The 26,220-nt window shown below is 62.5% G+C and carries 27 protein-coding genes; 23 read left to right on the top strand and 4 right to left on the bottom strand.

The window, feature by feature from the left end; translation table 11 throughout:
* Positions 1–40 precede the first annotated feature (40 nt).
* The 16 genes from secY (at position 41) to ACQ6S1_RS01550 (ending at position 12,274) form a co-directional block, all read left to right on the top strand.
* Positions 41–1,375 carry a preprotein translocase subunit SecY gene (gene secY / locus ACQ6S1_RS01475; RefSeq protein WP_445039392.1) on the top strand — a complete coding sequence of 445 codons (1,335 nt, stop codon included), beginning with the start codon at positions 41–43 and terminating at the stop codon, positions 1,373–1,375.
* Positions 1,372–1,965: an adenylate kinase gene (locus tag ACQ6S1_RS01480; protein ID WP_445039393.1), complete on the top strand. Its 594-nt coding sequence runs from the start codon at positions 1,372–1,374 to the stop codon at positions 1,963–1,965. Before secY ends, ACQ6S1_RS01480 begins: the two co-directional genes overlap by 4 nt.
* Positions 1,966–2,132: 167 nt before the next feature.
* Positions 2,133–2,501: a 30S ribosomal protein S13 gene (gene rpsM / locus ACQ6S1_RS01485; protein ID WP_445039394.1), complete on the top strand. Its 369-nt coding sequence runs from the start codon at positions 2,133–2,135 to the stop codon at positions 2,499–2,501.
* A gap of 78 nt (positions 2,502–2,579) precedes the next feature.
* Positions 2,580–2,969, top strand: coding sequence for a 30S ribosomal protein S11 (gene rpsK / locus ACQ6S1_RS01490; RefSeq protein ID WP_319843263.1), 390 nt, complete (start codon positions 2,580–2,582; stop codon positions 2,967–2,969).
* Between the two features lie 81 nt (positions 2,970–3,050).
* Entirely contained in the window at positions 3,051–4,067 is a 1,017-nt protein-coding gene (locus tag ACQ6S1_RS01495) for a DNA-directed RNA polymerase subunit alpha (RefSeq protein WP_445039395.1), read from the top strand.
* Between the two features lie 42 nt (positions 4,068–4,109).
* A complete protein-coding gene (gene rplQ, locus ACQ6S1_RS01500; RefSeq protein ID WP_445039396.1) occupies positions 4,110–4,529 on the top strand; it encodes a 50S ribosomal protein L17 in 420 nt (139 codons plus the stop codon).
* Positions 4,530–4,816: 287 nt separating this feature from the next.
* Complete coding sequence (locus ACQ6S1_RS01505; protein ID WP_445039397.1) at positions 4,817–6,244, top strand: Do family serine endopeptidase; 1,428 nt, start codon at positions 4,817–4,819, stop codon at positions 6,242–6,244.
* Positions 6,244–7,569: a replication-associated recombination protein A gene (locus ACQ6S1_RS01510; protein ID WP_445039398.1), complete on the top strand. Its 1,326-nt coding sequence runs from the start codon at positions 6,244–6,246 to the stop codon at positions 7,567–7,569. Before ACQ6S1_RS01505 ends, ACQ6S1_RS01510 begins: the two co-directional genes overlap by 1 nt.
* On the top strand, positions 7,566–8,117 hold the full coding sequence (locus ACQ6S1_RS01515) for a chromate transporter (RefSeq protein ID WP_445039399.1): 552 nt from the start codon (positions 7,566–7,568) through the stop codon (positions 8,115–8,117). The genes ACQ6S1_RS01510 and ACQ6S1_RS01515 overlap by 4 nt, the downstream gene beginning before the upstream one ends.
* Positions 8,114–8,647, top strand: a complete 534-nt coding sequence (locus ACQ6S1_RS01520) for a chromate transporter (RefSeq protein WP_445039400.1) — start codon at positions 8,114–8,116, stop codon at positions 8,645–8,647. Before ACQ6S1_RS01515 ends, ACQ6S1_RS01520 begins: the two co-directional genes overlap by 4 nt.
* An 8-nt stretch (positions 8,648–8,655) precedes the next feature.
* Positions 8,656–9,036 carry a fluoride efflux transporter CrcB gene (gene crcB, locus ACQ6S1_RS01525; RefSeq protein WP_445039401.1) on the top strand — a complete coding sequence of 127 codons (381 nt, stop codon included), beginning with the start codon at positions 8,656–8,658 and terminating at the stop codon, positions 9,034–9,036.
* Between the two features lie 12 nt (positions 9,037–9,048).
* Positions 9,049–9,450: a lysozyme inhibitor LprI family protein gene (locus ACQ6S1_RS01530; RefSeq protein WP_445039402.1), complete on the top strand. Its 402-nt coding sequence runs from the start codon at positions 9,049–9,051 to the stop codon at positions 9,448–9,450.
* Between the two features lie 36 nt (positions 9,451–9,486).
* Positions 9,487–10,485 (top strand): RluA family pseudouridine synthase, encoded by a 999-nt coding sequence (locus ACQ6S1_RS01535; RefSeq protein ID WP_445039403.1) that lies wholly within the window; start codon positions 9,487–9,489, stop codon positions 10,483–10,485.
* Positions 10,486–10,613: 128 nt separating this feature from the next.
* Positions 10,614–11,036, top strand: coding sequence for a nucleoside-diphosphate kinase (ndk, locus tag ACQ6S1_RS01540; protein ID WP_445039404.1), 423 nt, complete (start codon positions 10,614–10,616; stop codon positions 11,034–11,036).
* A 115-nt stretch (positions 11,037–11,151) separates the two neighbouring features.
* Complete coding sequence (locus tag ACQ6S1_RS01545; RefSeq protein WP_445039405.1) at positions 11,152–11,856, top strand: TerC family protein; 705 nt, start codon at positions 11,152–11,154, stop codon at positions 11,854–11,856.
* A 76-nt stretch (positions 11,857–11,932) separates the two neighbouring features.
* Positions 11,933–12,274: a DUF4148 domain-containing protein gene (locus ACQ6S1_RS01550; RefSeq protein WP_445039406.1), complete on the top strand. Its 342-nt coding sequence runs from the start codon at positions 11,933–11,935 to the stop codon at positions 12,272–12,274.
* Between the two features lie 7 nt (positions 12,275–12,281).
* Here ACQ6S1_RS01550 and purN read toward each other — a convergent pair whose 3' ends face one another.
* Genes purN through ACQ6S1_RS01565 form a run of 3 tightly spaced genes read right to left on the bottom strand, consistent with a single transcriptional unit; the run spans position 12,282 to position 14,457 of the window.
* Entirely contained in the window at positions 12,282–12,935 is a 654-nt protein-coding gene (gene purN / locus ACQ6S1_RS01555) for a phosphoribosylglycinamide formyltransferase (RefSeq protein ID WP_445039407.1), read from the bottom strand.
* A gap of 2 nt (positions 12,936–12,937) precedes the next feature.
* Entirely contained in the window at positions 12,938–14,005 is a 1,068-nt protein-coding gene (purM, locus tag ACQ6S1_RS01560) for a phosphoribosylformylglycinamidine cyclo-ligase (protein WP_445039408.1), read from the bottom strand.
* Between the two features lie 56 nt (positions 14,006–14,061).
* On the bottom strand, positions 14,062–14,457 hold the full coding sequence (locus ACQ6S1_RS01565) for a DUF930 domain-containing protein (protein ID WP_445039409.1): 396 nt from the start codon (positions 14,455–14,457) through the stop codon (positions 14,062–14,064).
* A gap of 120 nt (positions 14,458–14,577) precedes the next feature.
* Between ACQ6S1_RS01565 and ACQ6S1_RS01570 the strand changes: the two genes are divergently transcribed.
* From ACQ6S1_RS01570 to ppx, 5 genes are all read left to right on the top strand, one after another.
* Positions 14,578–15,132, top strand: a complete 555-nt coding sequence (locus ACQ6S1_RS01570) for a CDP-alcohol phosphatidyltransferase family protein (RefSeq protein WP_445040230.1) — start codon at positions 14,578–14,580, stop codon at positions 15,130–15,132.
* Positions 15,129–16,265: an AI-2E family transporter gene (locus ACQ6S1_RS01575; RefSeq protein WP_445039410.1), complete on the top strand. Its 1,137-nt coding sequence runs from the start codon at positions 15,129–15,131 to the stop codon at positions 16,263–16,265. The genes ACQ6S1_RS01570 and ACQ6S1_RS01575 overlap by 4 nt, the downstream gene beginning before the upstream one ends.
* The gene (locus ACQ6S1_RS01580; RefSeq protein ID WP_445039411.1) at positions 16,262–16,939 is read left to right on the top strand and encodes a P-loop NTPase family protein; all 678 of its coding nucleotides are present in this window, start codon (positions 16,262–16,264) and stop codon (positions 16,937–16,939) included. The genes ACQ6S1_RS01575 and ACQ6S1_RS01580 overlap by 4 nt, the downstream gene beginning before the upstream one ends.
* Before the next feature lie 79 nt (positions 16,940–17,018).
* Positions 17,019–19,217: an RNA degradosome polyphosphate kinase gene (locus tag ACQ6S1_RS01585; RefSeq protein WP_445039412.1), complete on the top strand. Its 2,199-nt coding sequence runs from the start codon at positions 17,019–17,021 to the stop codon at positions 19,215–19,217.
* A 16-nt stretch (positions 19,218–19,233) separates the two neighbouring features.
* Positions 19,234–20,769, top strand: coding sequence for an exopolyphosphatase (gene ppx / locus ACQ6S1_RS01590; RefSeq protein WP_445039413.1), 1,536 nt, complete (start codon positions 19,234–19,236; stop codon positions 20,767–20,769).
* On the opposite strand, the gene rnd is transcribed toward ppx, so the two are convergent.
* Entirely contained in the window at positions 20,766–21,917 is a 1,152-nt protein-coding gene (gene rnd / locus ACQ6S1_RS01595) for a ribonuclease D (RefSeq protein ID WP_445039414.1), read from the bottom strand. The genes ppx and rnd overlap by 4 nt on opposite strands.
* Positions 21,918–22,045: 128 nt before the next feature.
* Here rnd and aspS point away from each other — a divergent pair, with 128 nt between their 5' ends.
* Entirely contained in the window at positions 22,046–23,845 is a 1,800-nt protein-coding gene (gene aspS / locus ACQ6S1_RS01600; RefSeq protein WP_445039415.1) for an aspartate--tRNA ligase, read from the top strand.
* A 73-nt stretch (positions 23,846–23,918) separates the two neighbouring features.
* The gene (locus tag ACQ6S1_RS01605; protein WP_445039416.1) at positions 23,919–26,207 is read left to right on the top strand and encodes an NADP-dependent malic enzyme; all 2,289 of its coding nucleotides are present in this window, start codon (positions 23,919–23,921) and stop codon (positions 26,205–26,207) included.
* The last annotated feature ends 13 nt before the right edge of the window (positions 26,208–26,220 follow it).

Genomic DNA, 26,220 nt, shown 5'->3' on the forward strand with positions numbered 1-26,220 from the left:
GCTCTGAGCGGACAGTTTTACTCCATCGGAGCGGCGGGCCATGGCATCGGCGGCTGAACAGCTTGCGGCGAATCTCAATCTCGGCGCCTTCAGCAAGGCGACTGAGCTGAAGAAACGTATCTGGTTCACGCTGGGTGCGCTCATCATCTATCGGCTTGGCACCTATATACCGCTGCCGGGCATCAATCCGGATGCGCTGACGGAGGTCTTCCGTCAGCAGAGCCAGGGTATTCTCGGGCTCTTCAATATGTTTTCAGGTGGCGCAGTTGGCCGTATGGCCATCTTCGCCCTGAACATCATGCCGTACATCTCGGCCTCGATCATTATTCAGCTCATGACCTCCGTTTCTCCGCGCCTTGAGGCGCTGAAGAAAGAGGGAGAGCAGGGCCGCAAGGTTCTCAACCAATACACCCGCTACGGAACCGTGCTTCTGGCAACCGTGCAGGCCTATGGCATTGCCGCAGGCCTCGCCAGCGCCAACAACGTGGTGATCAATCCCGGTCCGTTGTTCTACATCTCGACCGTGCTTTCGCTCGTTGGCGGTACCATGTTCCTGATGTGGCTCGGTGAGCAGATCACGGCGCGCGGCATCGGCAACGGCATTTCGCTGATCATCTTTGCGGGCATTGTGGCGGAGTTGCCGAGCGCACTTGCCGGAATGCTCGAGCTCGGCCGTCAGGGCGCGCTGTCTACGCCGATCATTCTCGGCGTCATGATCATGGCCGTGCTTGTTATTGCCTTCATCGTGTATGTGGAGCGTGCCCAGCGGCGCATCGTGATCCAGTATCCGAAGCGGCAGGTTTCGGCGACGCGGATGACGGGGGGCGAGAGCTCCCATCTTCCTCTCAAGCTGAATACGGCCGGCGTGATTCCGCCGATCTTCGCGTCCTCGCTCCTTCTGCTCCCGACGACTGCCGCGAGTTTCTCGGCAGCGGGTGGTCCGGAATGGCTCACCACGATAACGACCTATCTCGGACACGGCCGTCCGGCCTACATGGCGCTGTATGTCGGCCTGATCGTATTCTTCGCCTTCTTCTATACGGCGATCGTGTTCAATCCGCAGGAAACGGCCGACAATCTGAAGAAGTACGGCGGCTTCGTTCCAGGCATTCGTCCGGGCGAGCGCACAGGGCAATATCTGGATTATGTTCTGACGCGCATCACCGTGCTTGGTGCTGCTTACCTCGCGATTGTCTGCCTCATTCCGGAAATACTCATTTCCTATGCGGCCGTGCCCTTCTATTTCGGCGGCACATCTCTGCTCATTGTGGTCAGCGTCACAATGGATACGGTGGCGCAGGTGCAGGGTCATCTTTATGCGGCTCAATATGAGAGCCTGATCAAGAAGGCCAAGCTTCGGGGAGCACGTCGATGAGGCTGATCCTTCTTGGACCTCCTGGTGCGGGCAAGGGTACGCAGGCGCTTAGATTGGTTGAGCGGTACGACATCGTGCAGCTCTCGACGGGCGATATGCTACGCGCGGCCGTTTCCGCCGGCACAGAGGTCGGACTGCGAGCCAAGGCGATCATGGATCGGGGTGAACTCGTGCCTGACGAGGTTGTCGTCGGCATCGTTGCGGACCGTATCGATCAGCCCGACGCCCGCAACGGCTTTATCCTGGATGGTTTTCCCCGCACCGTTCGGCAGGCTGAGGCGTTGGACGTGATGCTGGCCGAAAAAGGTCTGGCGCTGGATGCGGTCATTGAGCTGAAGGTCGACGAAGGCGTGCTGCTCTCCCGCATCGAGAAGAGGGCCGGGGAGACACCCGGCGGTCCGCGGGCTGACGACAATGCCGAGGCCCTGTCGAAGCGACTGACCGTCTATCGTGATCAGACGCGGCCTTTGGTCGATTATTTCCAGGCTAGAGGCCTTCTGCGCTCGGTCGATGGTATGGAATCAGTGAATTCCGTGACACAGCAGATTGAAGACGTACTGAACCTAGCGATTGAAACATCGCGCGGTTGACTTTTTCGGGCGCAAGCCTTTATAAGCGGACCCCTTGACCGCCGAGAGCTTTGCTTCGGTGCCGGGTTCGCAGAGACCCGGCATCGTTTTCGTGTTGCCAGGTCGGACATCCGGGCAGTTTTTGCCTGCCAACACAAGGGCCCTCGGGGCAATTTGGGAGACGGCACGTGGCGCGTATCGCTGGTGTGAACATTCCGACGAACAAGCGCGTAGTCATCGCGCTTCAGTACATTCATGGCATCGGCGCCGCGAAGGCCGAGGAGATCACCTCTAAGGTGGGAATTCCTGCGGAACGTCGTGTCAATGAATTGACCGATGCCGAAGTGATTCAGATTCGCGAGACCATCGATCGCGATTACCTCGTTGAGGGTGATCTGCGTCGTGACGTTTCGATGAATATCAAGCGTCTGATGGATCTCGGCTGCTATCGCGGTCTGCGTCATCGTCGCGGCCTGCCGGTCCGTGGCCAGCGCACCCACACCAATGCGCGCACCCGCAAGGGCAAGGCCAAGCCGATCGCCGGCAAGAAGAAGTAATTATGAGCCGGCGCTGGCCGGCTCGTCCCGAGCGCCCGGAACGACGGGCGTGCCAGAAGGACTGAAGGAAAAAGAGATATGGCCAAGGAAGTACAGCGCGTCCGCCGTCGCGAACGCAAGAACATCGTGTCCGGCGTCGCTCATGTGAATGCCACCTTCAATAACACGATGATCACCATCACCGATGTGCAGGGCAACACCGTCTCCTGGTCGTCCGCCGGTACGATGGGTTTCAAGGGCTCGCGTAAGTCGACCCCGTTCGCTGCGCAGATGGCTGCCGAGGATGCCGCCAAGAAGGCTGCGGAGCACGGCATGCGCACGCTGGAAGTTGAGGTTCGCGGCCCGGGTTCCGGTCGTGAATCGGCGCTCCGCGCACTTCAGGCGGCAGGCTTCGCGGTCACGTCTATCCGCGATGTGACCCCGATCCCGCACAATGGCTGCCGTCCGCGCAAACGCCGTCGCGTGTGATTTTTGCTAGTGAGGCGGGCTCCGAGCCCGCCTTTCGGCGTCCGGTGAGGGCGCCGCGCCATATTTTTAGAAGGTGCCGCCGTGATCCAGAAGAATTGGCAAGACCTGATCAAGCCAAACAAGCTCGAAGTCAGCCCCGGCCGCGATCCTCAGCGCTTCACCACCGTAGTGGCCGAGCCGCTCGAGCGTGGTTTCGGCCTGACCCTGGGCAATGCTTTGCGGCGGGTGCTGCTGTCGTCCCTTCAGGGCGCCGCCGTCACCTCCGTCCAGATCGACGGCGTTCTCCACGAGTTTTCCTCGATCACGGGAGTTCGGGAAGATGTCACGGACATCATCCTGAACATCAAGGATATTGCCATTCGCATGCAGGGCGAAGGCCCGAAGCGTATGACATTGCGCAAGCAGGGCCCGGGCGTCCTGACTGCTGGTGATATCCAGGTGACCGGCGACGTTGTCGTGCTGAACCCCGACCATGTGTTGGCGACCCTGGATGAGGGTGCCGATGTTCGCATGGAGTTCACGGTTGATACGGGCAAGGGATATGTCCCGGCCGATCGTAACCGTGCTGAGGACGCGCCGATCGGCCTTGTTCCGGTCGACAGCCTGTACTCGCCGGTCCGTAAGGTGTCGTACAAGGTCGAGAACACCCGCGAGGGCCAGATCCTCGACTATGACAAGCTGACCATGACGATTGAGACCAATGGCTCGGTCACGCCGGATGATGCGCTGGCTTATGCCGCACGAATCCTGCAAGACCAGCTTGAGGTGTTCGTCAATTTCGAAGAGCCCAAGAAGGAAGCGGAGCGCGCCTCCATTCCGGAACTGGCGTTTAATCCGGCCTTCCTCAAGAAGGTCGACGAGCTCGAATTGTCGGTTCGTTCCGCAAATTGCTTGAAGAACGACAACATCGTCTACATTGGCGATCTGGTTCAGAAGACCGAGGCCGAAATGCTTCGGACCCCGAACTTCGGCCGCAAATCCTTGAACGAAATCAAGGAAGTCCTGGCCCAGATGGGCCTGCACCTTGGCATGGAAGTCACGGGTTGGCCGCCTGAGAATATCGAAGAGCTGGCGAAGCGCTTCGAAGAACATTACTGAGCGCCGAACGGCGATCACGAACGGCGTGAGGAGACTTTTGAAATGATGCACGGCAAGCGCGGCCGCCGGTTCAACCGGACCCAGAGCCATCGGGCCGCAATGTTTTCGAACTTGGCGATCTCGCTCATCGAGCATGAGCAGATTGTGACTACGCTTCCGAAGGCGAAGGATCTTCGCCCGGTGGTCGAGAAGCTGATTACGCTCGGAAAGCGGGGCGATCTGCATGCTCGGCGTCAGGCGATCGCGGAAATCCGCCATCTCCCGGCGGTTCGCAAGCTGTTCGACGTGATTGGTCCGCGCTTCGCGGAGCGCAACGGCGGCTACACCCGCATTATCAAGGCGGGCTTTCGGCAGGGCGACAACGCCCCGGTCGCGGTCATTGAGTTGGTTGATCGCGATGCGGATGCCAAGGGCGCTGTTGATCGTGCTCGTATTGAGGCTACCGAAGAAGCGGCCGCCTGATCTCGGATCGAAACGACGCAAAGGCGGCCTCCGGGTCGCCTTTTTTTGTTGCTCAGCTGGGACGTGGGCCGTGGACCCCAAAATCAACGGCTGCCGCGAGATTCGCTTCGCAAATCGGGGAGCACGCTGGGATCGCGATTTGGCGTTTTCTCAGTGCTGCTTGAGGTCAGGCGCGGATTCGGATTTTCGCGAATCGATACCGGTCGGCTCTTCATCTTCACCCGTGCCGAACGTCCGCATATAAGCGGGGCATGGTCGGGTGTTCCGAGGTTGGTGCAATGAGTCTCATGAAATTCTCTGGACTGCCCTGTGTTCGATACAGCGTCGCGACGATGGCGCTGGTGCTGGCGACGTCCGTAGGCACCCTGGCGCAACAGCGCTCTGTTCCCAATTCGCCGGGAGAGGTCAGGCTTTCATACGCACCGGTCGCGCGCCAAGTCTCGCCGGCGGTCGTGAATGTCTATGCCTCGCGTGTGGTTGCCCAGAGGGCGCGGGCCTTCCCGTTCGAGGATCCGCTGTTTCAGGAATTCTTTGGCCGCCAAATTCCTTCCCAGCCGCGAGAGCGTCTGCAGCGTTCCCTTGGCTCCGGCGTGCTGGTTGATCCTGCGGGCCTGATCGTCACGAACAATCATGTCATCGACGGCATGACCGACGTTCGGGTTTCGCTGGCCGATCAGCGCGAATTCGACGTGGACGTGGTCCTGACGGATGCGCAGAGCGACATTGCCGTTCTTCGCATCCGCGAGGGGAAGGGCGGTTTTCCCGTTCTTCCGCTCGCCGAGAACGACGATATTGAGGTGGGAGATATGGTTCTCGCCGTCGGCAACCCCTTCGGCCTCGGCCAGACCGTAACGCAGGGCATCCTGTCTGCGGTTCGCCGCGTTCAGAACGAAGGTGGCGCGCCGAGCGTCTATCTGCAGACGGATGCTGCCATCAACCAGGGCAATTCCGGTGGTGCTCTTGTGGATATGCGCGGCCAGCTGGTCGGCATCAACACGGCTATTTTTTCCAAGTCCGGCGGGTCTGACGGTATCGGCTTCGCCGTCCCGACATCGATTGTGCGCCTGGTGATCGATGCGGCCCGAAAGGGCGATGGCGTGGTTCGACGTCCGTGGCTTGGTGCTGAACTCCAAATCGTGACGCGGGAAATCGCGGAAAGCCTCGGCCTTGATCGCCCCATGGGCGCCCTCGTGACGGACGTCGATAAGAATTCGCCCGCCGAAAAGGCCGGTCTTAAGGCTGGCGATCTCGTGACCGCAGTTGACGGCCGTGCCGTCGATGATCCCATGGCGATGACGTATTGGATGACCATCCGGCCTCTTGGCAGCCAGTCGCGTCTGACCATGATGCGGGATGGGCGTGAGATGACCTTGAATGTGCGGATCGAAGCGGCACCCGAGACCGTTCCGCGCAGCGAGACCGTGCTTTCCGGCCGCGGGCCATTTTCGGGTGCCAAGGTCGTCAATCTTTCGCCGGCGGTCAGCGAAGAGATGGGTCTGTCCGGCCCGGCGCGCGGCGTGATCGTCGTCGATCTCGCGCGGGGTTCGGTCGCGGCGCGCCTCGGCATCGAGCGTAAGGACCGGGTGCTCGCCGTGAATGACGAGGAGGTCGCGAGTGTTGGTGATCTGGAGCGCTTGAACGACATGTCGGCGCGTTTCTGGAAGGTGACGATCCAGCGCAACGGCCGCGTGCTGACGCAAGTGTTCCGTTTCTGATGGCGGCGGGCTCCTCCTCTCCCAATCTGTTTGAGGCGGCGGGCCTCGAACGCACGGCGCCTCGTCCGCTTGCGGATCGGCTGCGTCCGGGCCGATTGGCGGAGGTTGTGGGCCAGGATCATCTGGTGGGGGAGGATGGGGCTCTCACCCGTCTCCTCGACGCCGGCAGCCTGGGCTCCCTGATCTTCTGGGGGCCTCCGGGGACCGGGAAGACCACCATCGCTCGGCTGCTTGCACACGAGACGTCTCTGTTCTTCGAACCGATATCGGCAATTTTCTCGGGGGTGGCCGACCTCAAGAAGATTTTCGAGGCCGCGCGCGGGCGGCGGCAGACCGGGCAGGGCACATTGCTGTTCGTGGACGAGATCCACCGCTTCAACCGTGCTCAGCAGGATGCGTTTCTCCCGTTTATGGAAGACGGCACGGTCACGCTCGTGGGGGCAACGACGGAAAACCCGAGCTTCGCGCTGAACGCCGCGCTTTTGTCGCGTGCTCGCGTCATGGTCTTCCGTTCGCTGGGTGAGGATGCGATCGAGCGCCTCCTGGGCCGTGCCGAGGAGATTGAGGAAAAGCGCTTGCCGCTTGACGAGGAAGCGCGCGCCTCTCTCGTGCGGATGGCAGATGGCGACGGGCGGGCCGCGCTGACCCTGGCCGAGGAACTCTGGCGTGCCGCGCGTTCGGGTGAGGTGTTCGATCTCGCAGGTGTTCAGGACGTGGTGCAGCGCCGCGCGCCCATCTACGACAAATCGCAGGACGGGCATTACAATCTGATCTCGGCGCTGCACAAATCCGTACGCGGCTCGGACCCCGACGCCGCGCTTTATTATCTCGCGCGTATGCTCGATGCCGGCGAGGACCCGCTTTATCTGGCCCGCCGCATGGTGCGCATGGCGTCGGAGGATATCGGTCTCGCCGATCCTCAGGCCCTTGTGGTGTGCAATGCGGCGCGCGAGGCTTTCGAGCATCTTGGCAGCCCCGAAGGCGAACTCGCGCTGGCCGAGGCGTGCGTTTATCTGGCGACGGCCCCCAAATCCGTCGGCGTCTATGTGGCCTATAAAAGGGCGCGTGCAGCGGCCAAGGAATTCGGCTCGCTGGTTCCGCCGAAGCATATTCTGAACGCGCCGACGAAGCTGATGAAGAATGAGGGGTATGGGTCGGGATACGCCTATGACCATGACCAACCCGAAGCTTTTTCCGGCCAGAATTATTTCCCCGAAGGCATGGCGCGCCCGGTTTTTTATGAGCCCGTCGAACGCGGCTTTGAGCGCGAAATTCGCAAGCGGCTGGATTATTGGGAGAAGCTGAGGCGGGAGCGGAACGCATGACCGATGACGCCGCCCTGGTGCGTCCAAGCCTCGCGGAATTGTTTCTTGGCTTTTTCGGCATCAGCGTCATCGGCTTCGGCGGGGTTCTGCCCTGGGCACGCTGGATGATGGTCGAGCGGCGTCGCTGGCTGGAGCCTCGCGAATTCGCCGAGATGCTCTCGCTCTGCCAGTTCCTGCCGGGCGGAAACATCGTCAATCTGGCGATCATCGTCGGTCACCGCATGCACGGACTCATCGGTGCCGTCGTCGCATTCCTGGCTTTGATGGCGGGCCCCTTTGTGATCGTCTTGGTGCTCGGGGCCGTTTATGCGCGCTATGCTGACCTGCCGGAGTTTAAAGGGGCGCTTGCTGCCATCGGCGCCGCTGCCGCAGGGCTTGTGGTGTCGATGGCCGTGAAGATGGCGGCCTCGCTGCGCGAGGAACCCTTTGCCATCCTGCCGGCAGCCGCCGCCTTTGTGTCGGTGGGTATCTTCCGTATCTCCCTGATCGCGACAGTCGCTATCCTTGCGCCGCTGACCATTGCCTATGCCTGGCGGCGGGTGAGATGAACGAGCAGGGAAACCTCCTCGCGGGACTGGGATTGCAATTTGCGTTGCTATCCCTTGTTGCGGTTGGTGGCGTTAATTCCGTCCTGCCGGAAATGCATCGACAGCTCGTCGATGCCAACAACTGGCTGACCGACGCCCAGTTTACGCAGTTCTTCGCCATCGCGCAGGCCGCTCCCGGCCCCAACATCATGATCGTCACCCTGATCGGCTGGCATGTGGCGGGGCTCACGGGCGCGCTCGTTGCGACCTTGGGCATGACGCTGCCGACGTGCGCGCTGGCCTATGCCGTTTCAGGAACCTGGATGCGCTTTCGCAACGCGCGCTGGCGCAAGGCGATTCAGGCTGGCGTGATCCCGGTTACGATCGGTTTGGTCTGCGCCGGCGCCTATGTGATCTCTGCCGCGGCTGCCACCGATTGGCGGCTCATGATGGTCACCGCCGTGACAGCTCTCATCCTCATCATTACCCGTATCCATCCGCTGATCCCGCTGGCGATTGCGGGCACGCTCGGCTATCTCGGGTTCTTGTGAGGCAGGCGATGGGCTCGGTTCTCCTGGTCTTTATCGGCGGCGGGCTCGGTTCCGTGGCCCGTCATCTGGTCAACGTGGCGGCAGGGCGGCTGTTCGGCGCCTCGTTTCCGTGGGGCACGTTGACGGTGAACGTCCTGGGATCGCTGGCCATGGGGCTGCTGGCCGGCTGGCTTGGATTCAGGTCTGGAACCGGAGGTCAGCATCTGCGCCTGTTCCTGGCCGTGGGTATGCTCGGAGGCTTCACCACCTTTTCGTCGTTTTCGCTGGACGCAATCGTATTGTGGGAGCGGGGCGAGACGATTGCTGCCGCTTCCTATGTGATTGCCTCGGTCGCGGTTGCTCTTGCGGCTTTGATGGCAGGCCTTGCGATCGCCCGCCAATTGGGATGATGGAGTAAGCCAATGCGTCTTCTCGAAGCGATTGCGCTGGCAAGCCTCTTGGGCGTTTCCGCCGCTTCTGCGCTGGAATGCCCAGGCGCGGAGACGCAGTTCGCGTTGAACCGCTGTGCGAACGACGCGTTCAAGGCGGCCGATGCCGAGTTGAACAAGGTCTATCGCACATTGGTGGAACGTCTGGAGGGTGCCGACGACATCAAGGCGCGGCTCACGAAGGCGCAGCGCGCCTGGCTTGCAGTCCGGGACGCGGAATGCGATTTCATGACATCAGCCAGCGAAGGTGGCAGCATCCATCCGATGCTCATCGAGCAGTGCCGTGCGGTACAGTCGAGGGAGCGGACGGAGAAGCTCAAGGCCTATCTGGACTGCATGGAAGCTGACGACGATCTGGCCTGCCCGGTTCGCTGACATCCGCCGAACGGGCGCTAACGGAAGATCATTGAAATGGCCGGCGTTGAAATCGTCACGGTAAAAGACAGTGAAGACGGGCTGCGGCTCGATCGTTTTCTGAAAGGGCGCTATCCCGCGCTCGGGTTCGGGCAGCTTCAGAAGATTCTGCGCACCGGACAGGTTCGTGTCGACGGTGCGCGCGCCAAAGCCGTGACGAAAGTGGAGGCCGGGCAGAATGTGCGCATCCCGCCGCTTGGCGAGGCGCAGGATCCCGGGGCTTTGGAAAAGAAGAAGAAGGTGGCGTCGTCTCAGGACGCAGCTTTCCTCAAGAGCCTGATCCTGTTCGAGGATCGCGATCTTATCGTGCTCAACAAGCCTCATGGATTGGCGGTGCAGGGTGGTTCGGGCACCGTCCGGCACATCGACGGCATGCTGGAAGCGCTTGCCGGGCCCGATGGCGAAAAGCCCAAACTCGTTCACCGGCTGGACCGCGACACGGCCGGCTGCCTCATCGTCGCCAAAAGCCGCAAGGCCGCGTCCGCGCTCGCCAAATCCTTTCGTTCACGCTCGGCCCGCAAGATCTATTGGGCGCTGGTGCCCGGCGTCCCGAATCCGCCTCAGGGGCGCATTTCCACCTACCTTGCCAAGGGTGGAGAGCAGGGCCTCGAGAAAATGCGGGTTGCCCGTCATGGCGAAAGCGAATCGAGCCATGCCATCACCTATTACGCCGTGGTGGACAAAGCCGCGCACCGCGCGGCCTGGCTGTCGCTCAAGCCGGTGACCGGGCGCACCCATCAATTGCGTGCGCATCTCGAGCATATCGGCCATCCCATCCTGGGCGATCCGAAATATGGCGCTCAGCTGCAGGAATTCTCCGACGATCTCCCGGCCAAGCTGATGTTGATGGCCCGCCGCATAACCCTGCCGCATCCGCGGGGAGGGACGCTCGACGTCACGGCTCCCCTGCCGGATCACTTCAAGGCAGCGTTCGATGTGTTCGGCTTCGAGCTCGCCGGAAACCACGATCCGATCCTCGAAGCGCCTGAGGATTAGGCCTCACGCGGGGCGATTTCGGCATCGTCATCTGCAAACGACTCGCACTTGTCGTGTTTCGGTTGCAGCCGCCTTCCCACTGTGTATAAGCCGCGCTCTGGAACCCAGTATTGGTACAGAGGCAGGATATGGCCACCGAGCGCACTTTTTCGATCATCAAGCCGGATGCGACCCGCCGGAACATCACGGGCAAGGTCATCGATCGGATCGAGAGCTCAGGCCTTCGCATCATCGCGTCGAAGCGTCTTCAGCTCAGCCGCGAACAGGCCGAGGGTTTCTACGCCGCTCACAAGGAGCGCGGCTTCTTCAACGATCTCGTCACGTTCATGATCTCCGGCCCCGTGGTCGTGCAGGTTCTTGAAGGCGAGGGCGCCATCGCGAAGTATCGTGAAGTGATGGGCGCAACCAACCCGGCGAACGCCGACGCCGGCACGATCCGCAAGGACTTCGCGGAATCGATCGAGGCCAATTCGGTGCATGGCTCCGACTCGCCGGAAGCGGCCGAGACGGAAATAAAGTTCTTCTTCAAGGACGACGAGATCGTCGGCTGAGATCGGGACCGGCGCCAAAGGCGCCGGTCTTTTTCTTTGACCAAGACGGCAAGCGTCCAGTTCATCCGGGTGGAAACAGCCGCTCCCGAAGGGAGCAGAAAACGAGGCACAAACGATGGAATTCGGTGCAACGGAATGGCTGGCGCTGGGCCAGATCATTTGGATCAACGCCCTGCTGTCGGGCGACAACGCGGTCGTCATTGCCATGGCATGCCGCTCATTGCCGCCCAAGCAGCGGCGCATGGGCATGGTAATGGGCGCGGGCGTAGCGATCGGGCTGCGCATCATCTTCACCCTTATCATCGTCACGCTGATGGGCGTGCCTTATCTCAAGGTGCTCGGCGCGCTGGCTCTGGTGTGGATCGCCATTGATCTCATCCGTCCCAAAGGCGACGAGGAACATGGCGTCCAGGGTCATGACAGCATGTTGCGCGCGGTGGGCACGATCGCGATTGCCGACGTGGTGATGAGCCTCGACAACGTCATCGCGATCGCCGGTGTCGCCGGTGATCATTTCGGCCTGCTCGTGATCGGCCTCGTGATCTCCATCCCGATGATCATTGCCGGCAGCGCGATCATCCTTGCGGCGATCGACAAGTTCCCCGTCATCGTGTGGGCTGGCGCAGCGCTCCTGGGCTTCGTGGCCGGCGAGATGGTGTTCTCCGACGTGGCCGTTTCGGAGCAATTCGGTGAAGCGTTCATCCACAATTGGGAGACGACCTTCGCCATCGCCGTTGCGGCGGCCGTGGTTGTCGTGGGTTGGCTGCTCACGCGGATCTCCGCGGAGAAGCGCGCCGAGGATCTCTCTCACGAGGCGTAAGCCAAACCGAGCACTTATGACTGAAACGATGCGGGTGCCCGAGGGTGGCCCGCATCGCTGTATCTGGAGGGAAGAAATGCGGAATGGGGATTGGTTGAAAGTGCGCAATGTCTGCGCCGGTTTGCTTGTGCTCGGCGTCCTGTCGTCGCCGGTTGCGGCGCAGGGCGTGTTCGGTTCGAAACCCGCAGCGTCTGCACAACCGCAGACGCGTGAGCAAATCCGCATCCGCCTTCTCGACAGCTGCGTGCTGACGCAGACCAAGCCGGGCGTGGATGGTGGTGCCGCTCCGCAATGCCGTTGCTATGCGGCGGGTATTACCAAGGCCATGACGGACGAGGACATCGCAGGCTACCGCGGCCGCATGCCCAAGCGGCTCGAGCCAACGGCCGAGAGCATCTGGACCACCTGCCAGAAATAGCGCGCCCTTAAAGAGCCGGCGAAAACAGCGGCTCGGGGGCAGGAATGTCCCCGGCCGCAGTTAGGACCATGCGTTCCCCATCGACGCGCGCGCGACCGGACGCCACGAGCGCCAGAGCGTGTGGATAGAGGCGATGCTCCGCCGCGAGTACCCGCGCAGCCAGTCGCTCCGCATCATCTCCCGGCAGGATCGGCACGGCCGCTTGTGCGATGATCGGTCCGGTATCGACTTCCTGCCGCACGAAATGCACCGTGCAGCCATGCAGCGTGACGCCTTCGTCGAGAGCTCGCTGATGGGTGTGCAGCCCGCGAAAACTCGGCAGCAAAGCCGGATGGATGTTGATGAGGCGGTTCTTCCACTTCTCGACGAAATAGGGCGAGAGCAGGCGCATCCAGCCAGCCAGGCATACGAGTTCCACCCCGGCGGCTTCCAGTTCGGCGTCGACCGCCATTTCCAGGCCGGCGCGGTCATGAAGACGGTGGTCGAAGGCCACGGAAGGCACGCCGGCAGCACGGGCTTTGTCGAGGCCGCCCGCATCCGGCCGGCTTGAAGCGACGATGGCGATCTCAGCGGGATAGTCCGGCTTTTGGCTGGCGGCGATCAGCGCGGACATGTTGCTTCCGCCGCCGGAGATGAGAATGCCGACGCGGGTTCGCTTCATCGTCAGAAACCAAGATCCAGCGCGCCCTGTGTCACCACAGCCTCGCCATTGCGGGGAACAATCCGTCCGAGCTCGGTGACGTTTTCGCCGGCGGCGGCGAAGGCGGCGGTGATCGCTGCCTCCTGCTCCGGCGACACCACGGCCACCATGCCCACCCCGCAATTGAACGTGCGCAGCATTTCGGATTCGGCGATATTGCCCGTGCCGGCGAGCCAGCGGAATACGCCCGGTACCTCCACAGCCGCCAGATCGAGTTCGACGGCGAGGTCATCGGGCAGCACCCGAGGAATGTTGTCCGGGAATCCGCCGCCGGTGATGTGCGCGAGGCCCTTCAGCCCCTGCGTTTCGCGCAGCACATGCAGGATCGGTTTCACATAAATGCGGGTGGGGGCCAGCAGCGCCCGGCCGAGGCTTACGGCAGGTGCGAAGGGAGCGGGTGCGTCCCAGCCGAGGCCGGACAATTCGACCACGCGGCGCACCAGCGAATAACCGTTGGAGTGCACCCCGGACGAAGCGAGGCCGAGGAGAACGTCCCCGGCAGCTATCCCACGCGGTAGAAGTGTCCCGCGCTCCGCGGCGCCAACTGCGAAGCCGCCGAGATCGTAATCGCCCTCGGCGTACATGCCGGGCATTTCGGCGGTTTCGCCGCCGATGAGAGCGCAGCCGGCTTCCACGCAGCCGGCCGCGATGCCTTTCACCACATCAACCCCGACATGGGGTGCGAGGTGACCGCACGCGAAATAATCCAGGAAGAACAGAGGCTCCGCACCCTGCACGATGAGATCGTTGACGCTCATCGCGACGAGATCGATGCCGATCGTGTCGTGAATGCCGGTTGCGATCGCGATTTTCAGTTTGGTGCCGACGCCGTCGGTCGCGGCAACGAGGACGGGATCCTTGTATCCCGTGGCCTTGAGATCGAAAACGCCGCCAAAGCCGCCGATCTCCGCGTCCGCGCCTGCCCTGCGGGTGGCGCGCACCAGCGGTTTGATCGCGTCGACCAACGCGTTGCCCGCATCGATATCGACGCCCGCGTCGCGGTAGGTCAGCCCGGTGGTGCGCTCAGCCATCTTCATCTCCAGTTCGGCCCCGGCTTACCTCGCACGGCAGGCGGTTTCAACGCGACTCAGCGCCAGAGTCCGAACTCTTCCCATTCTGGCTCGGGAATTTCCTTGCCGATCGTGAATCTCAGCGAGCCCACCTTCATATGATCGGACGAAAGCGTGCAGGAATATTGCAGGGCATACCATTTGCCCTGCCTCCGAAAAGCCGCTCCCTTCGCGTTGACGGTATCGTCGATGCGCGTGCTGTCGTGACGAGCATCACTCACCACCCGGTCCACTCCGGAATATTGGCTCTGCTTCGATATCCGACCTGCGACCTCGAGATCGCAAACCTCACGCATTCGCGTGTGTGGTTCGAGTTTCTGCAGGCTTCTTTCCAATTGGGGCGATGCGGCCTGCGCTAGATTGGCGATGCTGACGGAGAGAACGAAAGCGCTGAAAAGGCGAAATGGGATCATGGCGCTTTTGAAGCCCTCACGAAGCGCAGGGCAAGTGCAACCATCGTCATACTCTCGCGTGTTCTTGGTCGCCGCGGAATGTATGAATTGGATGTGGTCGCTCTTTTCGCTCGTTCACGGATGATGTTCGTCAACCTTCCCACCTTCATCACGATCCTGCGGATTTTCGCGGTGCCGCTCGTGGTCTGGCTTATCCTGGGAGGCTATGACCACGCCGCCTTCTGGCTTTTTGTGGCCGCCGGCCTGTCTGACGCCATTGATGGCTATCTCGCCCGGGCGTGGGATCAGCGCACCAGGCTGGGCGCGTATCTCGATCCCCTGGCCGACAAGGCTCTGCTGGTTTCGATCTATCTCACTCTCGGCTTTGGCCACGCGATCCCGATCTGGCTCGCGATTGGCGTTGTCGCCCGCGACATCATGATCGTCGGCGCCGTTCTGTTGTCCTGGCTCCTTGACCATCCCGTCGTCATCAAGCCGTTGATGATTTCCAAGCTGAATACCGCAGCGCAAATCGGTTTTGCTGCTCTCGCGCTGGCCATTGCGGGTTTCGATATTCAAGCGGGCTCGTGGTTTGTGGTCGCAGGCTGGATCGTTGGTGCCTTGACGCTCGTTTCAGCTGCGGCCTATCTCGCCACTTGGACGCGCCATATGGCCCGTCCGGAGGACCGGTTATGACATCTGTGCCAGAACCCGTGGTTTCGACGTCCCGGCCGGTCAAGGTGCGTCTCAGCCTGCCACGACAAGCCATGTTCTGGACCCTCGGCTTCGCCGTGCTGGTCTTTCTGCTCTGGCTGTTCAGTGGCGTGCTGCTGCCGTTCGTTGCGGGTTTCGCGCTGGCCTATTTCCTGGATCCACTGGCCGATCGCCTGACGCGAACCGGTTTGAACCGCACTTTGTCGGCGCTCGTCATTCTTCTCGCCTTCCTGCTTGTCGCGGTGATCGGCATCGCGATCGTCGCGCCGCTTCTCGTCCAGCAATTCAACGCCTTCCTGCAAAACCTGCCGGCGACAGTGCAGAAAATTCAGGACATGATTGCAGGTCCGGGCATTACGTGGCTGCGCAGTGTGTTGGGAGATCGCATTCCCGACGTACAATCGTCCATGAGTTCGATCGTCGGGCAGGGTGCTGGCTGGGTGGGCGATTTCCTGGCTCGCATATGGGCGGGTTCCGGCGCGCTCGTCTCGCTCGTCAGCCTCCTCGTCGTCACACCGGTCGTTGCGTTTTACATGCTGGTCGATTGGGATCGCATGGTCGCCGAGGTGGATCGCCTCGTGCCGGTCTATCACAAGGAAACGGTGCGGCGCCTGGCGCGTGAAATGGACGATGCGGTGGCCGGTTTCGTCCGGGGGCAGGGCGCGGTTTGCCTCATTCTCGGCATTGGCTACGCCGTCGCCCTTACGCTGACCGGGCTCAATTTTGGCCTCCTCATTGGTCTTGTCGCCGGCATCATCGGCTTCATTCCCTATGTGGGGTCCTTCACTGGCTTCGTGCTCGCGGGCGGAGTCGCGCTCGTGCAATTCTGGCCCGATCCGATCATGATCGGACTGGTCCTCGGCATCTTCTTCCTCGGCCAGTTCGTGGAGGGCAATATTCTGCAGCCCAATCTGGTGGGTCGGTCGGTCGGGCTGCACCCTGTGTGGCTGATGTTCGCCCTGGTTGCCTTCGGCGCGCTGTTCGGCTTCGCCGGTCTTCTGCTGGCGGTGCCGCTTGCGGCTGCCATGGGCGTCTTGGCGCGCTTCGCTATCGCGCAATATGTCGACAGCCCGCTCTATTCCGGGCGTTCCGGGGATTCGGAGATCATCACGTGACGGGCCCCTCCGCCCGGCAATTGATTCTTTCGCTCGAACGTCCCCCGCAGTTTTCTGCGGAGGATTATCTCGTGACCCCTGCCAATGAAGGCGCTTATTCCCTGCTGACGGCGTGGCCGAACTGGCCCATCAGAGCCGTATTGCTGAGCGGTCCCGAAGGGTCGGGGAAGAGCCATCTCGCCACGATCTGGTCTTCACTTTCGGATGCGGTCGTCATCGATGCGGAGCGCCTCGATCTCGATGCTGTTTCCGACATGCCGCTGGAATCGGCTCTCGTGGTCGACCATGCGGATCGTGCCGCGGACACGGATCTCTTTCATCTGCTCAACACGGCGCGAGAGCACCGGCTCTGGCTTCTCCTGACCGCATCCCGCGGGCCAGGCGCCGACTGGCCACAACTGCCGGACCTTGCGTCGAGAATGCGCGCATTGCCCCAGGCGCGGCTTGATGCGCCGGGCGATGAACTTGTTCGAGCCGTGCTCGTTAAGCTCTTTGACGATCGACAGCTTGCCGTGGAGGCGGGTGTTGTCGACTATATCGCGCGCCGGATGGAGCGGTCGCTGGCGGCGGCCCGCGATGTCGTGGCGGCTCTCGACGAGGAAGCCCTGACACGGGGAAAGGCTGTGACGCGCACCATAGCTGCGGACGTGCTGGCCCGGGCAACATACGGATAGGGTTGAAGAAGTGAGTGTCGTCCAACCGCCACGAAACCGTCGTACCACTCCGCCCAAATCAGCGGAGAACACACTCGTCATGACCGATCCGATCGATCTGGGTGAAGTCGTCGTCAGCGATAATCCGGTGGCGCCGGCCGAGCAGGCCTCGGATTTACGCCATCAGCCGGACCGCTTCATCAACCGCGAGCTGTCCTGGCTGCAATTCAATCGCCGGGTGATGGAAGAGGCGGCGAACCCCAATCATCCCCTGCTCGAGCAGGTGCGGTTCCTGTCGATTTCCGCCAACAATCTCGACGAATTTTTCATGGTCCGCGTCGCGGGTCTCGTCGGTCAGGAGCGCACCGGCGTCACCGTGGTCAGCCCCGACGGTCTGACTCCCAGCGAGCAGCTTGTCCGCATCAACGAGGTCGTTGTCGATCTGGCCAAGGACCAGCAGCGTCGCTGGCTGGAGCTGCAGCCGGAACTCGCCAAGGTCGGAATCGTCGTCGTTGGAAAGAACGACGTCACGGCACAGGAACGCGCCTGGCTCGACGATTATTTCCTTCAGCACGTTTTCCCGGTCCTTACGCCGATGGCGATCGACCCGGCCCATCCGTTCCCGTTCATCCCGAATCTCGGGTTTACGCTCGCCCTTCAACTGGCCCGGCAGAGTGACGGGCGCTCGCTGAACGCGCTTATCCGTGTGCCCGCGAAGATCGACCGTTTCATTCGCCTGGGATCCGGCGAGCCCGGTCAGACGCGGCTGATCCTGCTCGAGGATACGATCGGCCTGTTCATCCACCGCCTGTTTCCCGGCTACGCCGTTCAGGGACAGGGCGCGTTCCGCGTCATCCGCGACAGCGACATCGAGGTCGAGGAAGAGGCGGAAGATCTTGTCCGGCTGTTCGAATCCGCGCTGAAGCAGCGTCGGCGCGGCACGGTCATTCGTCTGGAAATGCAGAGCGCGACTCCTCCCGAGCTGCGCCATTTCGTGGCCGACGCGCTGAATGTGACAGACGGCGAGACCTTTTTGGTCGACGGCATGATCGCCCTGAACGAATTGTCTCAGGTCGTGTCCGTGGAGCGGCCAGAGCTGAAGTTCATCCCGTACAATGCGCGCTTTCCGGAGCGCATCCGCGAGCATGGCGGCGATTGTTTCGCGGCCATCAAGCAGAAGGACATCATCGTCCATCACCCCTATGAGAGCTTCGACGCGGTCGTCCAGTTTCTGAACCAAGCGGCGCGTGATCCCAACGTCGTGGCGATCAAGCAGACGCTGTACCGCACCTCGTCCGACAGCCCCATCGTCCGGGCGCTGATGGAGGCCGCGGAAGCCGGAAAGTCAGTGACCGCCCTGGTGGAGCTGAAGGCGAGATTCGACGAAGAGGCGAATATCCGCTGGGCGCGCGATCTCGAGAAGGCCGGCGTGCAGGTCGTGTTCGGCTTCATCGAGCTGAAGACGCATGCCAAGTTGTCGCTCGTCGTGCGGCGCGAGGCGGGGCATCTCGTGTCCTACTGCCATATGGGCACAGGCAATTATCATCCCATCACGGCGCGCATTTACACCGATCTGAGCTTCTTCTCGGCAGACCCCGTGATCGGCCGCGATGTCGCGCGGCTTTTCAACTTCATCACCGGCTATGCCGAACCGGCCGAGCTTGAAGTGATGGCGAGCTCGCCGTTCACGCTGCGCAAAAGGATCCTCGATCACATCGCCGCCGAAATCGAGCATGCCAAGGCCGGCCGGCCGGCGGCCATCTGGGTCAAGCTCAACTCGCTCGTGGACAGCGTCATCATCGATGCGCTTTACGACGCCAGCGGCGCGGGCGTGCAGATTGACCTCATCATTCGCGGCATATGCTGCCTGCGGCCGGGCGTGCCGGGTCTGTCGGACAATATCCGCGTGAAGTCGATCGTCGGCCGCTTCCTCGAACATTCCCGCATCATGTGTTTTGGCAATGGGCACGGTCTCCCGCATGCCTCTGCAGCCGTCTACATTTCGTCGGCTGACTGGATGCCCCGAAATCTGGATCGCAGGGTCGAAACGCTCATCCCGATCCTCAATCCGACCGTGCATGAGCAGGTGCTCGACCAGATTATGGTCGCGAATCTGAAGGACAATCAGCAAAGCTGGTCGGTGCTGCCTGATGGCACATCGCGGCGTTGTACGCCCGTCAAGGGAGAAGAACCGTTCAACGCCCATCGCTATTTCATGACCAACCCGAGTCTGTCTGGCCGTGGCAAGTCTGTTAAAAAGAGCTCTCCGAGGCGGATCGCCCGCAGCGAACGAGGCTGATGTTTTGAGAAGCGGCGTGAAAGCGGCCGACGGGGTCGAGCAGGCCCGCGGCCGTTTGCGTGGCAATGCGGGCATCGCTGTGATCGACATCGGCTCGAACTCGGTACGCCTCGTGGTCTACGAGGCTCTGATCCGCAGCCCGACACCTTTGTTCAATGAGAAGGTGATGTGCGGACTGGGCCGTTCGGTGGCGGTCACCGGCAGGCTGATGGATTCGGCCGTCGCCAAGGCGCTGGCGGCACTCAAGCGCTACCGTGCGCTGTGCGATGTGATGAAGGTGGAGCGGGTTTGCGTCCTGGCGACAGCCGCTGCGCGAGACGCCTCCAACGGCCAGGATTTCCTCGATCAGGCGCGCGAGATCTGCCGGGAGGAAATCCAGCTCCTGTCGGGCAAGCGCGAGGCCTATCTGTCGGCGCTCGGCATCGTGTCGGGATTCTACAGGCCGGACGGTCTGGTCGGCGATATGGGCGGTGGCAGCCTCGAGCTGGTGCGTGTGCTCGACCGTGAAATCGGGACGGGCATCACGCTTCCCCTGGGTGGGCTATCCCTTCAGGATGCCTCCGAAGGGCAGATGAAGAAGGCGGAAAAGCTGGTCAAGGATCAGCTGGCGCGCGTGCCTGATCTCGCGGAATACGAAGGCAAGACGTTTTACGCCGTGGGCGGTACGTGGCGTGCGCTGGCGCGCCTGCATATGACGCAGAAGGATTATCCGCTGCGTGTGATGCATGGCTACACGCTGACGGCGAAAGAGGCCTTGGCGTTTTGCCGTCGCGTCCGCAGGCTGAGCCCCGAGGCCCTTCCGGGGATCACGGCGGTGCCGAGCGAGCGCCGTGCGCTCTTGTGCTACGGCGCGCTTTTGCTCGAACACATCCTTCTCATGGCCAAGCCCAAGCAGGTCATGATTTCGGGCGTGGGCGTTCGCGAAGGGCTGCTCTATGAGCTTCTCGATGAGGATGATCGCTGCCGCGATCCCCTGATCTCCGCAGCCGCTGATCTCAGCGCTCTGACCTCACGCTCTCCGCGACATGGCCATGAATTGATCGGATGGACCGACGCGCTGTTCGAAAGCGCCGCGATCGACGAGAGCAACGACGAGCGCCGGTTGCGCCACGCCGCATGCCATCTCGGTGATCTCGGCTGGCGTGCCCATCCGGATTATCGCGGCGAGCAGAGCTTCAACGTCATCGCCAATGGCGCGTTTCTCGGTGTCGATCACGTCGGCCGTACCTATCTGGCGCTGGCGGTGTATTTCCGGCACGAGGGGTTGCGCGACGAAGGCATCAGCCCGCGGCTGCGTGCCCTGGCGACGCCGCGGGCGATGGAAACCGCCCGTTTGTTCGGCGCGGCGATGCGAGTGGCCTATCTCGTTTCGGCCACCATGCCGGGCGTCCTGCCGCGCGCGCCTCTGCTGGTCGACGGCGAGCGTCTGGTCCTGACGCTTCCGCAGGAGCTGGCTGCTCTTGAAGGCGATCGCCTGATGAACCGCATCAAGCAATTGGCGAAGCTGATCGGCAAGGAACCCGCGATCGCGATAGCGGCGCTGGCGGCTTAATCCGCCAGCGGGAGGGCTGCGACGCGGCCACGCTTCAAGCCGAGGGCGATCTCGCCGCGCTTGAGCCCCAGCGCCTTCTCGCCGAACAATTCACGCCGCCAGCCCGACAAGGCAGGCACATTGGGAGCGTCTTCGCTGGCGATCTTCTCGAGGTCGTCGGTGCTGGCCAGGATCTTGGCGGCCACGCCCTCTTTTTCCGACACCATCTTCAACAGCACGCGCAGCAATTCCACCGTCGCGCCGGTATTGTTTCCCGCCGGCCGGTCCCGCTCGATCCGAGGCACGCTGGCAGGATCGCGCGACAGGCCGCGCTGGATGGCCGCCAGGATATCTGCGCCCGAGCGCGACCGCTCGAACCCATTCGGGACGCCGCGCAATGAGCCCAAAGCTTCCGCCGAAGTGGGCGCTCTCAGCGCGATCTCTGCGAGGATCTCGTCCTTGACGATGCGGGAGCGGGGCACGTTGCGCGTCTGAGCCTCCGTTTCACGCCATGCGGCGATCTCCATCAGGACGGCCAGATCGCGGGGCTTGCGCAGCCGCACCTTGATCCGTTTCCAGGCATCTTCCGGCGCCTGTCGATACGTGTTCGGAGAAGTGAGGACCGCCATCTCCTCGCTCACCCATTCCGCTCGGCCCCTTTTATCCAGTCCTTCCGCCAGGGTCCGATAGACATCGCGAAGATGCGTGACGTCGGCGAGGGCATAGGTGATCTGGGCCTCGGAAAGGGGCCGCCGGCTCCAGTCCGTGAACCGCGAGGATTTATCGAGCACGGCGCCGGTGATGCGCTGGACCAGCTGATCGTAGGAAATGGATTCCCCATAGCCCAGCACCATGGCCGCCACCTGGGTGTCGAACACGGGGTGGGGGATCATCTTCCCCAGATGCCACATGATCTCGATGTCCTGCCGCCCGGCATGGAACACCTTCAGCACCTTTTCGTCAGCCATCAATGCGAAAAGCGGCGCAAGGTCGATATCAGGCGCCAGAGCGTCGATGGCCACCGCCTCTTCGTCGTCGGCAAGCTGCACGACGCACAATTGCGGCCAGAACGTCGATTCCCGCAGGAATTCCGTATCGACGGTCACGAAGGCTGAGCTGGCGAGGCGGCGGCAGGCTGCCGCAAGATCGGCGGTATTCGTAATGATCATGTGTGGGATATACCCTGAGTCCCTCGTCAGGACGACCCATATGCGCGCGGTTGACAAGAGGATGCGCACCGTGCGTGTTCCGGCCTCGACAATCGCCCAGCAAGGCACGCTTTCCCAGGATCTTGTAAATGCATCGCTATCGCTCCCACACCTGCGGCCAGCTTCGTGAAGAGCATATCGGAGAAGATGTCCGCATCGCCGGCTGGGTCCATCGCATCCGCGACCATGGCGGCGTGCTGTTCGTCGACCTGCGCGATCATTACGGCATCACGCAATGCGTGGCCGACCCGGACAGCGCCGCCTTTGCCGAGGTCGAAAAGCTGCGCTCCGAATGGGTCGTGCGGTTCGAGGGCAAGGTGCGTCGTCGCCCCGAGGGAACGCAGAACGCGGACCTGCCGACCGGCCAGATCGAGTTGTTCATCACCGGCGCGGAGATCTTGAGCGCGGCCGCGGAATTGCCGCTGCCGGTCTTCGGCGAACCGGATTATCCGGAAGACATCCGGCTGCGCTATCGTTTCATCGATCTGCGCCGTGAGACCCTTCACCGCAACATCATGCTGCGCACGCAGATCGTCGCGTCCATGCGCCGTCGCATGACGGAATCCGGCTTCGCGGAATTTGCGACGCCCATCCTCACGGCATCCTCGCCCGAAGGCGCGCGCGATTTCCTGGTGCCGTCCCGTATCCACCCCGGCAATTTCTACGCGCTGCCGCAGGCGCCCCAGCAGTACAAGCAATTGCTGATGATCGCGGGCTTCGACCGCTATTTCCAGATCGCCCCGTGCTTCCGCGATGAGGATCCGCGCGCAGACCGCCTGCCGGGCGAGTTCTATCAGCTCGACGTGGAGATGAGCTTCGTCGAGCAGGAAGACGTGTTCACCACCATGGAGCCGGTGGTGCGCGGTGTGTTCGAGGAGTTCGCGGCCGGCAAGCCGGTCACGCCGTCTTTTCCGCGCATCCGTTACGCCGACGCCATGCTGAAATACGGCTCGGACAAGCCGGATCTCCGCAATCCGCTGGTCATTGTCGATGTCAGTGACGAGTTCATGCGTGAAGGGGTGACGTTCAACGCTTTCCGCAACGTCATCTCGGGCGGTGGCGTGGTGCGTGCTATCCCGGCGCCGGGTGCGGCCACCCAGCCGCGATCCTTCTTCGACAAGCTGAACGATTGGGCGCGCGGCGAAGGCGCTCCCGGCCTCGGCTACATCGTCTTCGACGACGAAAGCGGCACGCTGACGGGCAGGGGCCCGATCGCCAAGTTCATTCCGGCCGACGTTCAGGCCGCGATCGCCGCGAAGGCCGGCCTCGGCGCAGGCGATGCCGTGTTCTTCTCGGCGGGCCCCGCCGAAAAGGCAGCCAAGCTCGCGGGCGCTGCGCGTATCCGCGTCGGCGACGAACTCGGCCTGTGCGACAAGGACCGTTTCGAACTGTGCTGGATCGTCGATTTCCCATTCTACGAATGGAATGAGGACGAGAAGAAGGTCGATTTCTCCCACAATCCCTTCTCGATGCCGCAGGGCGGTCTCGAAGCGCTGCAGACCAAGGACCCGCTCACGATCCCGGCTTTCCAGTACGACATGGTCTGCAACGGGTTCGAGATCGCTTCGGGCGGCATTCGCAACCATCGCCCTGAAACCATGATCAAGGCGTTCGAGATCGCCGGCTATGGCGAGGAAACGGTGGTGGAGCGCTTCGGCGGCATGTATCGGGCCTTCCAGTACGGTGCCCCGCCGCATGGCGGCATGGCGGCCGGGGTGGATCGCATCGTCATGCTTCTGTGCGGTGCGCAGAGCGTGCGTGAGGTGGCCTTGTTCCCGATGAACCAGCGCGCCGAGGATATCCTGATGGGCGCGCCTGCACCCGCAGGTCCGAAGCAATTGCGCGAATTGAACCTTCGCCTCAATCCGCTCGACAAGAAACCGGGCTAGAGTGCCACGGCGCGCTTGATCCCGGCGTTCGAACCGGCTTCATTCCTGCCCCCGATATTCGAGAAGAGAACCGATGGCTTCCAACATCTCCGACGAATTGCGGCGCGCCGCGCTTGCATTCCACCGCTCTCCCACTCCTGGAAAGCTGGAGATCCAGGCCACCAAGCCGCTCAGCACGCAGCGGGACCTTGCTTTGGCCTATTCGCCGGGCGTGGCCGCGGCCTGTGAAGCGATCCACGAAGATCCGAACCTCGCCTTCGAGCTGACCATCCGCCAGAATCTGGTTGGCGTGATCTCGAACGGCACCGCCGTGCTCGGCCTCGGCAATATCGGCCCGCTGGCGTCCAAGCCGGTGATGGAAGGCAAGGCGGTTCTCTTCAAGAAGTTCGCGGGCATCGATGTGTTTGACATCGAGGTCGCCGAGACCGATCCCGCCCGTATGGTGGAGGTCGTGGCGGCACTTGAGCCCACGTTCGGCGGCATCAACCTTGAAGACATCAAGGCGCCGGAATGCTTCGAGATCGAGGAGAAGCTGAAGGCTCGGATGAACATTCCGGTCTTCCACGACGATCAGCACGGTACGGCCATCATCGTCGCGGCGGCGATCGTCAATGCGCTCGAACTTGCCGGCAAAAAGCTCGAGCAGGTCAAGATCGTGACCTCGGGTGCCGGAGCGGCCGCCACGGCCTGCCTCAATCTCCTCGTCAGCATGGGCGCGCGCCGGGAAAACATCTGGGCGACCGACATCGAAGGCGTGATCTATGAGGGTCGCGAAACCCTCATGAACCCCTGGACGGGTGTCTATGCCCAGAAGACCGACAAGCGCACGCTTGCCGAGGTCATTGATGGTGCGGATATCTTCCTCGGCGTGTCGGCCGGCAATGTGCTGAAGCCGGAAATGGCGAAGGCCATGGCTCCGAAGCCGCTCATCCTGGCGCTGGCCAATCCGGTTCCGGAGATCATGCCGGACCTCGCACGCGAGGTGCGCCCGGATGCGATGATCTGCACGGGTCGCTCCGACTTCCCGAACCAGGTGAACAACGTCCTGTGTTTCCCCTTCATCTTCCGTGGCGCGCTCGATGTCGGTGCATCGACGATCAACGAGGAGATGAAGCAGGCGGCGGTGAAGGCCATCGCGGCATTGGCGCGTGAAGCGTCGTCCGATGTCGTGGCGCGCGCCTATGGCGGTGAGACCATCGCCTTCGGTCCGGAATCCTTGATCCCGAACCCGTTCGACCCGCGCCTCATCCTGCGCATCGCGCCCGCTGTGGCTCGTGCCGCGATGGAGAGCGGCGTCGCGCGTCGGCCCATCACCGATTTCGACGCCTATGACGACCGCCTGCAGCGCTTCGTCTATCGCTCCGGCTTCGTCATGAAGCCGATCTTCGCGGCCGCCAAGGAAGAGCCGCGCACGGTGATCTACGCCGAGGGCGAGGACGAGCGCACGCTGCGCGCCGCACAGGTCGTGATCGAGGAGGGTATTGCCCGTCCGGTTCTGATCGGGCGCCCCTCCGTGATTGAAACCCGCCTGAAGCGCTTTGGCCTGTCCATCGTGGCTGGGCAGGATTTCACGGTGGTCAATCCGGAAGACGATCCGCGTTATCGCGATTACGTGGCGCTCTATCTGGAGCGTGCGGGCCGTCGCGGCGTAACGCCGGATCTCGCGCGCACCATCGTACGCACCAATTCCACGGTGATCGCGGCTTTGTCGGTCCTGCGTGGCGAAGCCGATGCCATGATCTGCGGCCTTGAAGGGCGCTATCCGGCTCATCTGCAAACGATCGACGAAGTCATCGGCAAGCGCCCCGGCGTGTCCGATTATGCTGCGGTCTCGCTTCTCATCACCACGCGTGGACCGCTCTTCATGGCCGATACCTATGTCGGTCTGGAGCCCACGGCCGAGCAGATCGCCGAGAAGGCACGGCTGGCCGCCGATGTGGTGCGCCGCTTCGGAATGACGCCCAAAGTGGCGCTGCTCAGCCACTCGAACTTCGGTTCGCGTGAATCCGGCAGCGCCCGCAAGATGCGCGACGCCCTGGAGATCATCCGCGCCGCCGAGCCCGATCTCGAAGTCGATGGCGAGATGAACGCCGACGTCGCTCTCTCGCAGGAGGTGCGTGACCGCGTGCTGCCCGGCTCACGCCTCAAGGGCGATGCCAACCTGCTCGTCACGCCGGACCTCGACGCCGCCAAGATCGCCTCGCAGATGGTAGCGGCAATGGACAATTCCCTCCCGATCGGACCCATCCTTTTGGGTGCGGACAAGCCGGCCCAGATCGTCACGTCGACGACCACTGCGCGCGGTCTTGTCAACGTCACCGCGCTCGCGGTGATGGAAGCACAGAAGAACGGGCTGCTCTGATCCTGATCGGCTC

This window comes from Terrihabitans aquatilis (assembly GCF_052542005.1).

Bases quoted from the DNA above. Each gene is read 5' to 3' on its own strand.
- ACQ6S1_RS01585 (WP_445039412.1), top strand. From the start codon at position 17,019: ATGACCGATCCGATCGATCTGGGTGAAGTCGTCGTCAGCGATAATCCG.
- ACQ6S1_RS01480 (WP_445039393.1), top strand. From the start codon at position 1,372: ATGAGGCTGATCCTTCTTGGACCTCCTGGTGCGGGCAAGGGTACGCAG.
- secY (WP_445039392.1), top strand. From the start codon at position 41: ATGGCATCGGCGGCTGAACAGCTTGCGGCGAATCTCAATCTCGGCGCC.
- ACQ6S1_RS01535 (WP_445039403.1), top strand. From the start codon at position 9,487: ATGGCCGGCGTTGAAATCGTCACGGTAAAAGACAGTGAAGACGGGCTG.
- ACQ6S1_RS01550 (WP_445039406.1), top strand. From the start codon at position 11,933: ATGCGGAATGGGGATTGGTTGAAAGTGCGCAATGTCTGCGCCGGTTTG.
- ACQ6S1_RS01605 (WP_445039416.1), top strand. From the start codon at position 23,919: ATGGCTTCCAACATCTCCGACGAATTGCGGCGCGCCGCGCTTGCATTC.
- purN (WP_445039407.1), bottom strand. From the start codon at position 12,935: ATGAAGCGAACCCGCGTCGGCATTCTCATCTCCGGCGGCGGAAGCAAC.
- ACQ6S1_RS01545 (WP_445039405.1), top strand. From the start codon at position 11,152: ATGGAATTCGGTGCAACGGAATGGCTGGCGCTGGGCCAGATCATTTGG.
- ACQ6S1_RS01570 (WP_445040230.1), top strand. From the start codon at position 14,578: ATGATGTTCGTCAACCTTCCCACCTTCATCACGATCCTGCGGATTTTC.
- rplQ (WP_445039396.1), top strand. From the start codon at position 4,110: ATGATGCACGGCAAGCGCGGCCGCCGGTTCAACCGGACCCAGAGCCAT.
- ACQ6S1_RS01515 (WP_445039399.1), top strand. From the start codon at position 7,566: ATGACCGATGACGCCGCCCTGGTGCGTCCAAGCCTCGCGGAATTGTTT.
- rpsK (WP_319843263.1), top strand. From the start codon at position 2,580: ATGGCCAAGGAAGTACAGCGCGTCCGCCGTCGCGAACGCAAGAACATC.
- ACQ6S1_RS01575 (WP_445039410.1), top strand. From the start codon at position 15,129: ATGACATCTGTGCCAGAACCCGTGGTTTCGACGTCCCGGCCGGTCAAG.
- purM (WP_445039408.1), bottom strand. From the start codon at position 14,005: ATGGCTGAGCGCACCACCGGGCTGACCTACCGCGACGCGGGCGTCGAT.
- ACQ6S1_RS01530 (WP_445039402.1), top strand. From the start codon at position 9,049: ATGCGTCTTCTCGAAGCGATTGCGCTGGCAAGCCTCTTGGGCGTTTCC.
- ACQ6S1_RS01520 (WP_445039400.1), top strand. From the start codon at position 8,114: ATGAACGAGCAGGGAAACCTCCTCGCGGGACTGGGATTGCAATTTGCG.
- aspS (WP_445039415.1), top strand. From the start codon at position 22,046: ATGCATCGCTATCGCTCCCACACCTGCGGCCAGCTTCGTGAAGAGCAT.
- ACQ6S1_RS01510 (WP_445039398.1), top strand. From the start codon at position 6,244: ATGGCGGCGGGCTCCTCCTCTCCCAATCTGTTTGAGGCGGCGGGCCTC.
- ACQ6S1_RS01505 (WP_445039397.1), top strand. From the start codon at position 4,817: ATGAAATTCTCTGGACTGCCCTGTGTTCGATACAGCGTCGCGACGATG.
- ACQ6S1_RS01565 (WP_445039409.1), bottom strand. From the start codon at position 14,457: ATGATCCCATTTCGCCTTTTCAGCGCTTTCGTTCTCTCCGTCAGCATC.
- ndk (WP_445039404.1), top strand. From the start codon at position 10,614: ATGGCCACCGAGCGCACTTTTTCGATCATCAAGCCGGATGCGACCCGC.
- rnd (WP_445039414.1), bottom strand. From the start codon at position 21,917: ATGATCATTACGAATACCGCCGATCTTGCGGCAGCCTGCCGCCGCCTC.
- crcB (WP_445039401.1), top strand. From the start codon at position 8,656: ATGGGCTCGGTTCTCCTGGTCTTTATCGGCGGCGGGCTCGGTTCCGTG.